Below are 13438 nucleotides of genomic sequence, written 5' to 3'. Positions count from 1 at the left end.
CTGCCAGCAAGCGTAGTCGGCCTGGGCGGTGCGTCGGCCGCGCGGCAATGGATCGGCAGTGAAACATGCTGCGCGGCGAGGATTGAAGCGAGGTATCGGCCAAAAGGTCCGCGCGTCAGGCAATCGGCGCGCTGGGCGGAAGTCCGTTGGCACGGCCCGCGGCGAGCCCATCCGCGGCGCTCAGCGGCAGGCGCAGGCGCACGCAGAAGCGGCTACCCAGCCCCGGTCGCGATTGCTGATCGAGCTGTCCACCCATCACTTCGATCAGCCCCCGACTGATAGCCAGGCCGATGCCGAGGCCGCCGTAGCGCCGGGTCATGGAGCCGTCGACCTGACGGAACTGGTGATAGAGGAAGGCCTGATCGGCGTCGCTGAAACCGATGCCGCTGTCGACGACCTCGATATCCAGCAGCAGCTCGCGCTGCTCCACCGCGCCGGCGAAACGCAGCGTGACGGCTCCGCGGGAAGTGAACTTGACGGCGTTGTCGAGCAGATGACAGATGCTCTGTTCCAGCTTCTCGCCATCGCCGTACACGCGGTCGGGCAGTTTCTCGTCGAACTCGAGATCGAAGGCCAGGCCCTTGTCCTGCGCCCGCGGGTCGAACTGCTGCTGCAGCCGTGCCGCAGTTTCCCGCAGACTGAAACGCTGATCCTGCAGGCGCAGCTTGCCGGCGCGCAGTTCGCTGAGCACCAGGATGTTGTTGACCAGGCGCATCATGTCGCGCGCCGAGCCGGTGGCGATGTGCTGGTATTGCTGCAGCTCTTCCGCCGTATCCGAGCTCGGCAACAGCTCCAGGGCGCCCATGACACCCATCATCGGCGTGCGCAGTTCGTGGCTGATATTGGAGAGAAACTCGTCCTTGAGCCGGTTGCTCTCGGCCAGCTCGCTGTTCAGCTGTTCCAGCTCGGCGCGGGCGTTTTCCAGGATCTTCGCCCGTTCGTCCTTCAGCGCGTTGATGCGATCGGCCAGCGCCATCGACAGCAGCACTACTTCCAGCGCGGCGCCAAGCTGGCTGGCGTACATGGTCAGGAAGTTGTGCGGCAGGTGCCCGAGCACCATCAGCGTGTTGATCTGCCCGCCGACCAGCAGCGCGCTCCAGGCGATGATGAAGTAGCGCGCCACGCGCATGCCACGCAGCCAGGCCAGGATGCCGGCGGCAAACACTGCCAGGGTGAACAGCAGCGCCAGCGCGGTGGCCAGGCGCAGGGCCACTCCGTAATCGGCGGCCATTGCGAGCGCCATCACCAGCACCGAGAAGGCAATGATCAGCCGCAGCAGCCAATCCACCCAGCGGCTGTGCTCGGCGGTGCGCAGGAAGCTGCGGGTAAACAGGCAGCCGAACAGCCCGGTGGCCCCGATCAGCAGCGGCGTCGCGGCATTGGCCCACCAGGGACGATCCGGCCAGAGGAACTGCACACCGGCGCCGTTCACCGAGACCTGGTAGAGGCCGAACGCGGCGATGTAGAGGATGTAGTAGAGATAGCTGGGATCGCGGATGCTGATATAGATGAACAGGTTGTAGACCAGCATCGCCAGCAGTACGCCGTAGATCATGCCCAGCACATAGAGCCGCCCGGGTTGCGCCTCAAGATAGGCGTGATGCGACCAGAGACTCAGGGGCACCTGGATCGAACCCTCGCTTTGCACGCGCAGGTACAGGCGCTGGGGCCCATCAGTCGGCAGCTGCACTTCGAACAGGTAGTTGCCCTGGCCGATCTCGCGGCTGGCCCAGGGGCGGGTGTCGCCGGTGTCGCGCGCCAGGCGGTAACCGCCTTTGCCGTCCGGCAGGTACAGCTGCAGGCTGTCGAGCGGCGGATAGGCCACCTCCAGCAACCAGCGTCGCGCGCCTTGCACGGTTTGCGGACGGTAATGCAGATCGACGCGCACCCAATGCGCGGAGCGCGAATAGCCGGCATTGAACACCGCGGTCCTGTGAGGCAGGAAGTGACTTTCGAACGCGGGCGAGGCAACCTCGTCGATCTGCGCGTCGCCAAATGGATCCTCGAACACCCGCATGTGCTGCCCGAGTGGCAGGTGACGGGTGTGTTCGTCCAGTTCGACGGCAGCGGCCAGGGCCGGCAAGAGGGCCAGGATAAGCAGGAAGACGTACCGCATGATGCCTCGTGCAGGCCAGGCGACGAAAACGGATTCACGCCCCGCGAACCCCGCCACCCGGTCCGAAAACCAAAGTGCCAGCAATCTACCACAGCGATGGTTGCAGCCGGAAAAGGCGAATGCCTGAGGGATCGATCGTCCGATGGCCGGCGAGCGCCGCAGCGGCGGTTAAACGCACAACTGCCGCGTCCCGCCAGCGCTGTTTGGTGATAAGCTCGCACGCCATGAAAAACCCTACTTCAAGACCCGTCGTCCTCTGTCTGTCCGGCCATGATCCCAGTGGCGGCGCCGGCCTGCAGGCGGACATAGAAGCCCTCCTGGCGCAAGCCTGTCACGCCGCACCGACGGTCACCGCACTGACCGTGCAGGACACCGTCAACGTCACCGACTTCCGCGTCCTCGACCGCGAATGGGTGCTCGCCCAGGCCAACGCAGTGATCGCCGATATGCCGATCGCGGCAGTCAAGCTCGGCATGCTCGGCTCGGTGGAAATGGTCGAGACCGTTCTCGAGATCATGGCCAGGCTGCCCGGCGTGCCGCTGGTCTGCGATCCGGTGCTGCGCGCCGGTGGCGGCGGCGCGCTGGGCAAGGATGATGTCGGCTTCGCCATGCGCGAACGGTTGTTCCCGGTGTCGACCATCGCCACACCGAACCTGCCGGAAGCCCGCATCCTCGCCGAGCTGCCCGAGGGCAGCGCCGACGAATGTGCCGAACGCCTGCTGCCGCACATCCGCCACCTGCTGATCACCGGCGGCCACGGCGATGAAAGCGAAGTGCATAACCGTCTTTACTGCCGCGATGGTAGCCGCCACGATTTCACCTGCGCGCGCCTGCCTGGCAGCTATCACGGTTCCGGCTGCACACTGGCCAGCGCCCTGGCCGGCCGTTTGGCGCTGGGCGAGGAGCTGACCAGTGCCGTCCGTTCGGCGCTCGACTACACCTGGCGCACCCTGCGCGATGCCGAGGCGCCCGGCCACGGGCAATTCGTCCCGCGGCGCCTGCCACTGGACCTGGTCTGACTGGAGAGCAGCGCATGAAGGATTCGACCCGCCTGCGCGGCCTGTACGCCATCACCGACAGCAAGCTGCTCGCCGAGGGCCGTTTGCTGCCGTATGTCGAAGCCGCGTTGAAAGGTGGCGCCCGCCTGCTGCAGTACCGCGACAAATCCAGTGACGAGGCCCGTCGCTTGCGTGAGGCCGATGCGTTGCAGGAACTCTGCGCCCGCCATGGCGCGCAACTGATCATCAACGACGACGCCGAGCTGGCGGCGCGACTGGGTGTCGGCCTGCACTTAGGCCAGGAAGATGGCTCGCTGGCCGCCGCCCGTGCCCTGCTCGGCCGCCAGGCAATCATCGGCGCCACCTGCCATGCGCAGCTGCCGCTGGCCGAGCAGGCCGCACGTGAGGGCGCCAGCTATGTCGCCTTCGGCCGCTTCTTCCAGTCGCAGACAAAGCCGGGCGCACCCTCGGCCGGTCCCGAGCTGCTGCGCGAAGCCCGCGCCCGCATTGGCCTGCCGATTGTCGCCATTGGCGGCATCACGCCGGAAACGGCACCAAGCCTGATCGCCGAGGGCGTGCAGATGATCGCCGTGGCGCATGCGCTGTTCGCCGCTGACAGCCCCGCCGAAGTTGAGCACCGCGCCAGAGCGCTCAGCCAGTTGTTCAATACCCCCTGATTCCGCCACGGCTGACCCGCCACATGGCGGTCAGCCCCTGTTCTGCGAGGCCCGCATGTCCCGTTCCGAAACCCTTTTTGCCAGCGCCCAGACCCACATCCCTGGCGGCGTCAATTCCCCCGTGCGCGCCTTTCGCAGCGTCGGCGGCACCCCGCTGTTTCTCAAGCACGCCGCCGGCGCCTATGTGATCGACGAAGATGACAAGCGCTACGTCGACTACGTCGGCTCCTGGGGCCCGATGATTCTCGGCCACAGCCACCCTGAAGTACTCGATGCCGTGCGCCGCCAGCTCGAGCACGGGCTGTCCTACGGCGCGCCGACCGCCATGGAGACCGAGATGGCCGAACTGGTCTGCCGCCTGGTGCCATCCATGGAGATGGTGCGCATGGTCAGCTCCGGCACCGAAGCGACCATGAGCGCGATCCGCCTGGCCCGTGGCTACACCGGCCGCGACGACATCATCAAGTTCGAAGGTTGCTACCACGGTCACTCCGACAGCCTGCTGGTCAAAGCCGGCTCCGGCGCCCTGACCCAGGGCGTGCCGAGCTCGGCCGGGGTGCCGGCGGATTTCGCCAAGCACACCCTGACCCTGGCCTACAACGACCTAGCAGAAGTCGAAGCCACGCTGAAGGAAAAGGGCGAGCAGGTCGCCTGCATCATCGTCGAGCCGGTCGCCGGCAACATGAACTGCGTTCCCCCGGCACCGGGCTTCCTCGAAGGCCTGCGCACCCTGTGTGACGCGTATGGCGTGGTGCTGATCTTCGACGAAGTGATGACCGGTTTCCGCGTCGCCCTCGGCGGCGCCCAGGCCTACTACGGCGTGACGCCGGACCTGTCGACCTTCGGCAAGATCATCGGCGGCGGCATGCCGGTCGGCTGCTTTGGCGGCAAGCGCGCCATCATGCAGCACATCGCCCCGCTCGGCCCGGTCTACCAGGCCGGCACCCTGTCGGGCAATCCACTGGCGATGGCCGCGGGCCTGACCACGCTGGGCCTGATCAGCCGCCCCGGCTTCCATGACGAACTGAGCGCCTACACCAGCCGTATGCTGCAAGGCCTGCAGGACCGCGCCGATGCCGCTGGCATCCCCTTCGTCACCACCCAGGTCGGTGGCATGTTCGGTCTGTATTTCAGCGGCGCCGATGACATTGTGACCTTCGCCGATGTCATGGCCAGCGATGCCGACCGCTTCAAGCGCTTCTTCCATCTGATGCTCGAAGGCGGCGTCTACCTGGCACCGAGCGCGTTCGAGGCCGGTTTCACTTCCATCGCCCATGGCGACACCGAGCTCGCAATCACTCTGGATGCGGCCGAGCGCGCCTTCGCCAAGCTCAAGTGAACCCGACGATGGAATTGCTGCAGAGCATCCTGCTCGCCCTGACTGCCGGCACCAGCGCACTGCTGATCGGCCGCGCCCGGCGCTGTTACGGCGAGGCGGACCAGCCAGCGCTGTTCAGCGCACTGCTTGGCTTCATCCTGACGGCCGCCAGCGCTGCGTGCGCCGCCGCGAGCCTGCTTGGCATGGATCTGGAGGAGGCGTACCAGTGGCTGGAGCGCGCCAGCCTGCTGCTCGGTTTGCCGCTGATCGCGGTAGCTGCGCTGACCCTGGCGCGGCGTTGGGTGTGGAGTCGACCGAACTGGGGTCGCGTGGTGTTGGGGCTGTGCGTGTTCTTCGAACTGGCGCGACAGCTGGGCTGGAGCGAGCCCTACGCCTTCGGCCTGATGCTGACCAGTGCACTGCTGGTGGTCTACGCCGGCGCGCTGCAATGGCCGGCAAGCTTGCCGACCCTTGCCGGCCTGGCGGCTGGCGCGCTTCTGCTGGGCGCGGCACCGTTGCCGAACGGCGTGTCGATCGTCCATCCGCTCGGCGACCTGAGACCGCTGCTATTGGCCATCGCCAGCCCGCTCCTGACCATTCTGCTGGTGCGCCTGCCGGGCAGCACACGCGAGGACAGTCCGGCAGTCGCATAAAAAGCCGATGACAGGCGGTTAAAGGCTTTGTAAGCAGGCTGCAGCTTATCCATAATGTGACGGCTGGCTCGTTCCAGCCTTTCATTACCGCCCTGCTCCTCGAGGCGCCAGATTTTCATGATCCGCACCGGCCGCATCCTGTCTTTGGGCTGTCTGCTGCTTCTCTCGCCTCTCACGGCCCTTGCCGGCGGGAATACCCTGCTGATCCCGGCGACCGCGCGCTGCGCGCTCGACACCCTTCCCGAAGAGCTCCCCGAAGCACTGCGCAACTGCCAGCAGGCCGCCAGCGAAGGCGACGTGCAAGCCGCCTACGAGCTCGGCGAATTCCACTACGACGGCAAGCGTGCGCCACGCGACCTGGCCAAGGCGCTGTACTGGTACGAGCAGGCCTCACTTCACGGTCATGCGGCCGCGCAACACCGGCTCGGCGTGATGTTCTTCCGCGGTGAAGGGGTCAAGGCCAACAACGTGCAGGCCTACATCGTGCTGAAGATGGCCGCCGTGAATGGCGAGGACGATGCACTGGACACCGCCGACCGCGTCTCCGGACAGATGCGTCGCGACGAGCTGGAAATCGCCACCCAGGTTCTCGGGCAGATCTTCCGCGACTACCTGATGCAGCTGCAGGCCGCCGACGCGCCGCAGATCCCCTGAACAATCGAGATGCCCTGCGGCATCCGTCCGCGCTTTCCCCTGCTCGGTCGTGGGCATATAATCGCCGGTCATTTTTTGCACAACGCCGGCCCGTAACATGACCCGTAAGCTTTTCATCGAAACCCATGGCTGCCAGATGAACGAGTACGACAGCTCGCGCATGGTGGACCTGCTGGGCGAACACCAGGCCATGGAGGTCACCGAGAACCCGGCAGAAGCCGACGTGATTCTTCTCAATACCTGCTCGATCCGCGAAAAGGCCCAGGAAAAGGTCTTCTCGCAACTGGGTCGCTGGCGCGAACTGAAGCTGGACAATCCGCAACTGGTAATCGGCGTCGGCGGCTGCGTGGCCAGCCAGGAGGGAGCGGCCATTCGCGACCGCGCCCCGTACGTCGACGTGGTCTTCGGGCCGCAGACCCTGCATCGTCTCCCGGAAATGATCGACGCCGCGCGCACCACCAAGAAACCGCAGGTCGACATTTCGTTCCCCGAGATCGAGAAGTTCGACCGCCTGCCAGAGCCGCGCGTCGACGGCCCCAGTGCTTTCGTTTCGGTCATGGAAGGCTGCAGCAAGTACTGCACCTTCTGTGTGGTGCCCTATACCCGCGGCGAAGAAGTCAGCCGCCCGCTGGCCGACGTGCTGGCGGAAGTCGTCCACCTGGCCGAAAACGGCGTGAAGGAAGTCACCCTGCTGGGGCAGAACGTCAATGGCTATCGCTACGACGGGCATGACTTCGCCGACCTGCTGCACGCCGTCGCCGCAGTAGAAGGCATCGGCCGTATCCGCTACACCACCAGCCATCCACTGGAGTTCTCCGACGCGATCATCCAGGCCCATGCGGACATCCCGCAGCTGGTGAAATATCTGCATCTGCCGGTGCAGGCCGGGTCCGACCGCATCCTCGCGGCGATGAAGCGCAACCACACCGCCTTGGAGTACAAGTCGCGCATCCGCCGGCTCAAGGCCGCAGTGCCGGACATCCTGATCAGCTCGGACTTCATCGTCGGCTTCCCCGGCGAGACCGACAAGGACTTCGAACAGACCATGAAGCTGATCGAAGACGTCGGCTTCGACTTCTCCTACTCCTTCGTCTATAGCTCGCGCCCCGGCACCCCAGCCGCGGACTTGGTCGACGACACCCCGGACGAGGTGAAAAAGCAGCGCCTGGCGATCCTCCAGCAGCGCATCAATCAGCAGGGCTTCGAGAACAGCCGACGGATGGTAGGTACCACTCAGCGCATCCTCATCAGCGACTACTCGAAGAAGGACCCTGGCATGCTGCAGGGCCGTACCGAGCACAATCGCATCGTCAACTTCCGCTGCGACAACCCGCGGCTGATCGGCCAGTTCGTCGACGTGCACATCGACGACGCGCTGCCGCACTCGCTACGTGGCACCTTGCTAGGTTGAGAACCGGGCATGCGGCCCCCATGTGATTGCATCGGGGCCGCGACTGCGCTTTCCGCTTTGCGCCCGCGGCGCTATTCTTCCCTCACCACTTCGCCGACCACGGCCACATATAAAAGCCCTTGAACGCACCCATAGAACCGCATCGTTTCACCCTCGAACCCTTTGAAGCCCGTCGCTTCGCCAATCTCTGCGGCCAATTCGACGAGCATCTGCGCCTGATCGAACAGCGCCTGGAACTGGAAATCCGCAACCGCGGCAACCAGTTCGAGCTGATCGGCCCAACCGACGCGGCCAAGTCTGCCGAACAGCTGCTGCGCCGGCTGTACCGGGAAACCAAGAACACCGAGCTCTCTCCGGACATGGTGCATCTGTACCTGCAGGAATCCGGAATGGAGGAGCTGGCCAATCCGAATGCGCACCAGGGCGTCGCCCTGCGCACCAAGAAGGGCATGATCCGCCCCCGCGGTGCGAATCAGCAGCGCTACGTCAAAGCCATCCTCGACAACGACATCAACTTCGGCGTCGGTCCGGCCGGTACCGGCAAGACCTACCTCGCCGTCGCCTGTGCAGTGGACGCGCTGGAGCGCGAACAGGTGCGCCGCATCCTCCTTGTACGCCCGGCGGTGGAAGCCGGCGAGAAGCTCGGCTTCCTGCCCGGCGACCTGGCACAGAAGATCGACCCCTACCTTCGCCCCCTCTACGACGCGCTCTACGAGATGCTCGGCTTCGAGCATGTGGCACGGCTGATCGAGAAACAGGTGATCGAGATCGCCCCGCTGGCCTACATGCGCGGCCGCACGCTGAACAACAGCTTCATCATCCTCGATGAAAGCCAGAACACCACCCAGGAACAGATGAAGATGTTCCTTACGCGGATCGGCTTCGGCTCCACCGCGGTGATCACCGGCGACATCACCCAGGTCGACCTGCCCCGCGGCACCAAGAGCGGCCTGGCGCACGTCATCGAGGTGCTCAAGGACGTCAACGGCATCAGCTTCACCCACTTCAAGCCAAAGGACGTCGTTCGCCATCCGCTGGTGCAGCGCATCGTCGAGGCCTACGAGTCCTTCGAGGATCGCCAGTCGCCGGCCAGCAAGCGTGCCGCGCAGGACGCCAGCGATGATTGAGCTCGACCTGCAGTGCGCCAGCACGGGCGCTGCGCCGGCCCTCGCCGATCTGCAGCGCTGCTGCGAACTGGCGCTACGCCAGCGTAGCGGCGACTCGGAGCTGACCATTCGCCTGGTGGACGAGGAAGAAGGGCGCGAGCTGAACCGCACCTGGCGGCAGAAGGACTACGCGACCAACGTGCTGTCGTTCCCGGCAGACGTTCCCGACGAACTGCTGGACATCCCGCTGCTCGGCGACCTGGTCATCTGCGTCCCGGTGGTCGAGCGCGAAGCCGCGGAACAGGGCAAGGCACTGGCGGCACACTGGGCGCATCTGGTCATCCATGGCTGTCTGCATCTGCTCGGCTACGATCACATCGACGATGCCGAAGCGGAAGAGATGGAAGAGATGGAGCGTCAACTGCTGGCCGAGCTGGGTCATCCCGACCCCTATGCCGAAGAATCGCCCGTCATGGGCACTTGCAAGGACTCCTGAGTCAACGACATGAGCGAAGATCGATCGATCAGCGGGCAGAAGACCTGGCTGGAAAAAATCACCCAGGCTTTTGCCCATGAGCCCAAGAATCGCCAGGAGCTGCTGGAAATCCTGCGCGAAGCCCATCAGAACAAGCTCCTCGACAGCGAGGCGCTGGCCATCGTCGAAGGTGCCATCCAGGTCGCCGACCTGCAGGTACGCGACATCATGGTGCCACGCTCGCAGGTGATCAGCATCAAGGCCGATCAATCCCCCCGCGAGTTTCTGCCGGCCATCATCGGTGCCGCACACTCGCGTTATCCGGTCGTCGGTGAAAGCCTCGATGAAGTCATCGGCGTGCTGCTGGCCAAAGACCTGCTGCCGCTGATCCTCAAGGATGAACACCACAGTTTCGACATCAAGGATCTGCTGCGCCCGGCCACCTTCGTGCCGGAGTCCAAGCGTCTCAACGTACTGCTGCGCGAATTCCGCGCCAACCACAACCACATGGCCATCGTCATCGACGAGTACGGCGGCGTGGCCGGCCTGGTGACCATCGAAGACGTGCTGGAGCAGATCGTCGGCGACATCGAGGACGAGCATGACGTCGAGGAAGACAGCTACATCCGCCCGCTGCCCAGCGGCGACTTCCTGGTCAAGGCGCTCACCCCGATCGACAGCTTCAACGAGTACTTCGGCAGCGCCTTCCCCGACGACGAATTCGATACCGTCGCCGGCCTGGTGATGAGCACCTTCGGGCACCTGCCCAAGCGCAACGAAGTCACCGAGATCGACGGGTTCCGCGTGCGTGTGCTCAACGCCGACAGCCGCCGTGTGCATATGCTGCGCCTGAGCCGCACCGCGGGCGCGTAAGCCGGCACGAGCCGTTCCGCGCAGCCGACCCTGCGCGGACGCTCGTCCGCCAGCTGCTTGCCGGGCAACTTCATCGCCCTTAGCCTCCCTCCCCGCACCGCTGCGCAAGGAACTTCCATGCACTGGATCACCCGTCCCGGATGGCCGGGCAACCTGCTGGCACTGGTCGCCGGCACACTGACCACGCTGTCGCTGGCGCCTTTCGACATCTGGCCGCTGGCGCTGCTCTCGGTGGCGCTGCTGTACCTTGGCCTGCGCGAAACCGCAGCGAAGCAGGCGGCGCAGCGCGGCTGGTGCTACGGCTTTGGGCTATTCGCCTCGGGGGTCAGCTGGGTCTACGTCAGCATCCATGACTTCGGCGCGGCCTCGCCGGCGCTGGCCGGATTGCTCACCCTCGGCTTCGTCGCCGGCCTGGCGCTGTTCTTCGCTCTGCTCGGCTGGCTCTGGGTGCGCCTGCTGCGCAATCGCCATTCCGCACTTGGCGATGCGCTGGCCTTCGCCGCACTCTGGCTGGCGCTGGATGCGCTGCGTGGCTGGATTCTCACCGGATTTCCCTGGCTGTACATCGGCTACAGCCAGCTGGATGGTCCGCTGGCCGGACTGGCTCCGCTCGGCGGGGTCTGGTTGCTGAGCTTTGCCGTCGCACTGAGCGCCACCCTGCTCGCGGCGATCCCGCGACTGCTTGCCGACAAAGCACGCCTGGCCGCCGCCGTCGTGCTGCTGCTTTCCCCCTGGCTGGCAGGCCTGACACTCAAGGACCATGCCTGGACGACCAGCAAGGGCGAACCGCTGACCGTTGCCGCGGTGCAGGGCAACGTCGCACAAAGCATGAAGTGGGACCCGAAGAAGCTCGAGATGCAGCTGCTGCTGTATCGCGACATGACCTTCGGTAGTCGCCCGGCAGACCTGATCGTCTGGCCGGAAACCGCCGTGCCGATCCTCAAGGATCATGCCGAAGGCTATCTGCAGATGATGGCCGGCTTCGCCGAGCAGCGCGACGCGGCACTCATCACCGGCGTACCGGTACGCCAGCCCAATGCGGCTGGCGAGCTGCGCTATTACAACGGGCTGACCAGCACCGGTGACGGTGCCGGCACCTACCTCAAGCAGAAACTGGTGCCGTTCGGCGAGTACGTACCGCTGCAGGATCTGCTGCGCGGCCTGATCGCCTTCTTCGACCTGCCGATGTCCGACTTCGCCCGCGGCGAATCCGGCCAACCACTGTTGCAGGCGAAGGGCCTGCAGATCGCGCCATACATCTGCTACGAGGTGGTCTACCCGGAGTTCGCCGCAGGGCTCGCGGCGCAGAGCGATCTGCTGCTGACGGTGAGCAACGATGCCTGGTTCGGCCGCTCCATCGGTCCGCTGCAACACCTGCAGATGGCGCAGATGCGCGCTCTGGAAGCCGGGCGCTGGATGATCCGCGCGACGAACAACGGCATCACCGTGCTGATTGACCCCTACGGCCAGATCACCGAGCAGATTCCGCAGTTCGAACAGGCCGTGCTGTATGGCGACGTCACCCCGATGCAGGGGCTGACGCCGTATCTGCGCTGGCGCTCCTGGCCGCTGATCGCGGTATGCGTGCTGCTGCTCGGCTGGGCACTGATCAGGCGCAAGGCATAGCCTCATCTATGCGAAGCTGCTGGGACCTGAACAGGTCTTTTGACTGCGGCTGAGAGGGCTTCATCGCAAGCCAGACGGTTATGCCGAGCGCTACGCCGCTCTTGCCTGTGAAGGTCCGAGCTGACTTTGCTCGCGGCCAAGGCCGCTCCCAGAGCCGCCAACGTGGGGGCGACCTTGACCGCGAATGGCGAGTTGCGGGCTGAGGCTCACCCACGACCGTACACTCAGGTTAATGCGTTCGACTCAGTCGTTCGCGGAGCGGTACACAAGCGGGTAAACCGCCATACCGACGACCTCGTTGAGCAACATGCCGTTCTGCCAGAAGGCCTTGGCCTCCGGCAACCAGCCATTCAACGGCCGACCATTGGGCACGCCCATGAAGCCCACCGGCGCAGCGATCACCTCGATCCCGTTCTGCTCGAAGCACCAGCGCGAGCGCGGCATGTGCGAGGCGGATGTCACCAGCACCACCCGCTCGATGCCCGCCGCACGCAGCATCTCTGCGCTGAAAACCGCGTTCTCCCAGGTCGTCCGGCTACGCCCCTCGAGCCAGCGCGTGGCGACGCCAAAGTCGCGCTGCAGCACCTCCGCGCCGAGCATCGCCTCGCTGGGTGGCTGGCCGTAGTGCAGCCCGCCACTGGTGAGAATCGGCAGGCCGCTGGTCTTGGCTAACCGCGCCGCATAACGCAAGCGCTCCAGCGCGATGTAGCCGGGCTGATCGCCGCCCCATGCCGGATCACTCTGCTCGCGCCCGGCCCCCAGCACCACGATGGCGCCGGCCTCTTCATCCAGCTGCATCCACTGCGCCTCGGCCAGCGCCGGCTCGCGCTCGACCAGCCGCGCCGTCCATTCGACAACGACCGGCAGGCTCATCAACCAGAGCCCAACCAGCCCCGTGACGAAGCACAGCGCCGCCAGCTTTGGCGCGCGCCGGCGCAGCCACCATCCGAGCAACAGCAGGAGCAGCAGCACGCCCGGCGGCAAAAGCAGCTGCTTGAAGAAATAGCGAATCAGCATCCGACCTCCGCGGCAAAGGCAGACACTCTAGCCGCAGTCGGAGGATTTGTCGGCCACTGTTCAATGCCGCGGATAGGTGTGCAGACGCTGCCTGGCGCGCAGCAGCTGCGACCCGCAGACGTGGCAGGCTGCGGGACCGGCGCCTTCCGGCCAGCTCACTTCGGCGTTGCACAGCGCGCAACTCAGCGTCTGTTGCAACGCCAGCGGCGCGTGGCGGCCATGCGCGCCGTGCCGTTGTCGACTACCGCTGCGCACAGCCGGACGCAGCGCCTGGCGCGACAGGTGAGCCTGCTCCTCCGCCGCGGCATGCCAGCCCGAGAGCCATTGGGAATCACGCTGCAGATACGCACGGATCAGCTCGAATTCCGCCGGCGTCAAACCGCGTACTTCCAGCTCGCCAGCACCGTCCGCATCAGCGGACGTAGCACGTTCGGCCTCCTGCAGGGCCGAGCTCAGTCGCTGCAACACCCTTGCATAAAGACTACTGTCCTCAGATCGTGGCTCTCGGTCCATC

At 65.4% G+C, this 13438-nt stretch carries 13 protein-coding genes; 10 read left to right on the top strand and 3 right to left on the bottom strand.

The window, feature by feature from the left end; all coding sequences use genetic code 11:
- Positions 1 to 115: 115 nt before the first annotated feature.
- A complete protein-coding gene (locus LW136_RS02610; protein WP_234174591.1) occupies positions 116 to 2116 on the bottom strand; it encodes a sensor histidine kinase in 2001 nt (666 codons plus the stop codon).
- Positions 2117 to 2340: 224 nt separating this feature from the next.
- Between LW136_RS02610 and LW136_RS02605 the strand changes: the two genes are divergently transcribed.
- The 10 genes from LW136_RS02605 to lnt all read left to right on the top strand — a co-directional run bounded on the left by LW136_RS02605 (position 2341) and on the right by lnt (position 11907).
- Positions 2341 to 3135, top strand: a complete 795-nt coding sequence (locus tag LW136_RS02605) for a hydroxymethylpyrimidine/phosphomethylpyrimidine kinase (RefSeq protein ID WP_023444938.1) — start codon at positions 2341 to 2343, stop codon at positions 3133 to 3135.
- A gap of 14 nt (positions 3136 to 3149) precedes the next feature.
- Positions 3150 to 3791: a thiamine phosphate synthase gene (gene thiE, locus LW136_RS02600; protein WP_234174590.1), complete on the top strand. Its 642-nt coding sequence runs from the start codon at positions 3150 to 3152 to the stop codon at positions 3789 to 3791.
- A 55-nt stretch (positions 3792 to 3846) separates the two neighbouring features.
- The gene (gene hemL, locus LW136_RS02595; protein ID WP_041015909.1) at positions 3847 to 5130 is read left to right on the top strand and encodes a glutamate-1-semialdehyde 2,1-aminomutase; all 1284 of its coding nucleotides are present in this window, start codon (positions 3847 to 3849) and stop codon (positions 5128 to 5130) included.
- An 8-nt stretch (positions 5131 to 5138) separates the two neighbouring features.
- The gene (locus LW136_RS02590; RefSeq protein WP_234174589.1) at positions 5139 to 5762 is read left to right on the top strand and encodes a hypothetical protein; all 624 of its coding nucleotides are present in this window, start codon (positions 5139 to 5141) and stop codon (positions 5760 to 5762) included.
- Between the two features lie 117 nt (positions 5763 to 5879).
- A complete protein-coding gene (locus LW136_RS02585; protein ID WP_234174588.1) occupies positions 5880 to 6416 on the top strand; it encodes a tetratricopeptide repeat protein in 537 nt (178 codons plus the stop codon).
- Positions 6417 to 6513: 97 nt separating this feature from the next.
- Positions 6514 to 7827, top strand: coding sequence for a tRNA (N6-isopentenyl adenosine(37)-C2)-methylthiotransferase MiaB (gene miaB, locus LW136_RS02580; RefSeq protein WP_234174587.1), 1314 nt, complete (start codon positions 6514 to 6516; stop codon positions 7825 to 7827).
- 119 nt (positions 7828 to 7946) lie between these two features.
- Positions 7947 to 8954 carry a PhoH family protein gene (locus LW136_RS02575; RefSeq protein WP_003301727.1) on the top strand — a complete coding sequence of 336 codons (1008 nt, stop codon included), beginning with the start codon at positions 7947 to 7949 and terminating at the stop codon, positions 8952 to 8954.
- Positions 8947 to 9429, top strand: coding sequence for an rRNA maturation RNase YbeY (gene ybeY / locus LW136_RS02570; RefSeq protein ID WP_234174586.1), 483 nt, complete (start codon positions 8947 to 8949; stop codon positions 9427 to 9429). The genes LW136_RS02575 and ybeY overlap by 8 nt, the downstream gene beginning before the upstream one ends.
- Before the next feature lie 9 nt (positions 9430 to 9438).
- Entirely contained in the window at positions 9439 to 10281 is an 843-nt protein-coding gene (locus LW136_RS02565; protein ID WP_003301723.1) for an HlyC/CorC family transporter, read from the top strand.
- Between the two features lie 117 nt (positions 10282 to 10398).
- The gene (gene lnt / locus LW136_RS02560) at positions 10399 to 11907 is read left to right on the top strand and encodes an apolipoprotein N-acyltransferase (protein WP_234174585.1); all 1509 of its coding nucleotides are present in this window, start codon (positions 10399 to 10401) and stop codon (positions 11905 to 11907) included.
- Positions 11908 to 12150: 243 nt separating this feature from the next.
- On the opposite strand, the gene LW136_RS02555 is transcribed toward lnt, so the two are convergent.
- On the bottom strand, positions 12151 to 12924 hold the full coding sequence (locus tag LW136_RS02555) for a YdcF family protein (protein WP_234174584.1): 774 nt from the start codon (positions 12922 to 12924) through the stop codon (positions 12151 to 12153).
- Between the two features lie 60 nt (positions 12925 to 12984).
- Positions 12985 to 13392, bottom strand: coding sequence for a hypothetical protein (locus LW136_RS02550; RefSeq protein WP_104098965.1), 408 nt, complete (start codon positions 13390 to 13392; stop codon positions 12985 to 12987).
- Positions 13393 to 13438: the final 46 nt, after the last annotated feature.

The organism is Stutzerimonas kunmingensis, assembly GCF_021432085.1.
Lineage (GTDB): Bacteria > Pseudomonadota > Gammaproteobacteria > Pseudomonadales > Pseudomonadaceae > Stutzerimonas.
The sequence above is the reverse complement of the archived record's forward strand: the minus strand, read 5'-3'. Positions and strand labels throughout refer to the sequence as shown.

Excerpts from the sequence above, each read along its gene's own strand:
- LW136_RS02610 (WP_234174591.1), bottom strand. The coding sequence starts at position 2,116 with ATGCGGTACGTCTTCCTGCTTATCCTGGCCCTCTTGCCGGCCCTGGCC.
- LW136_RS02605 (WP_023444938.1), top strand. The coding sequence starts at position 2,341 with ATGAAAAACCCTACTTCAAGACCCGTCGTCCTCTGTCTGTCCGGCCAT.
- thiE (WP_234174590.1), top strand. The coding sequence starts at position 3,150 with ATGAAGGATTCGACCCGCCTGCGCGGCCTGTACGCCATCACCGACAGC.
- hemL (WP_041015909.1), top strand. The coding sequence starts at position 3,847 with ATGTCCCGTTCCGAAACCCTTTTTGCCAGCGCCCAGACCCACATCCCT.
- LW136_RS02590 (WP_234174589.1), top strand. The coding sequence starts at position 5,139 with ATGGAATTGCTGCAGAGCATCCTGCTCGCCCTGACTGCCGGCACCAGC.
- LW136_RS02585 (WP_234174588.1), top strand. The coding sequence starts at position 5,880 with ATGATCCGCACCGGCCGCATCCTGTCTTTGGGCTGTCTGCTGCTTCTC.
- miaB (WP_234174587.1), top strand. The coding sequence starts at position 6,514 with ATGACCCGTAAGCTTTTCATCGAAACCCATGGCTGCCAGATGAACGAG.
- ybeY (WP_234174586.1), top strand. The coding sequence starts at position 8,947 with ATGATTGAGCTCGACCTGCAGTGCGCCAGCACGGGCGCTGCGCCGGCC.
- LW136_RS02565 (WP_003301723.1), top strand. The coding sequence starts at position 9,439 with ATGAGCGAAGATCGATCGATCAGCGGGCAGAAGACCTGGCTGGAAAAA.
- lnt (WP_234174585.1), top strand. The coding sequence starts at position 10,399 with ATGCACTGGATCACCCGTCCCGGATGGCCGGGCAACCTGCTGGCACTG.
- LW136_RS02555 (WP_234174584.1), bottom strand. The coding sequence starts at position 12,924 with ATGCTGATTCGCTATTTCTTCAAGCAGCTGCTTTTGCCGCCGGGCGTG.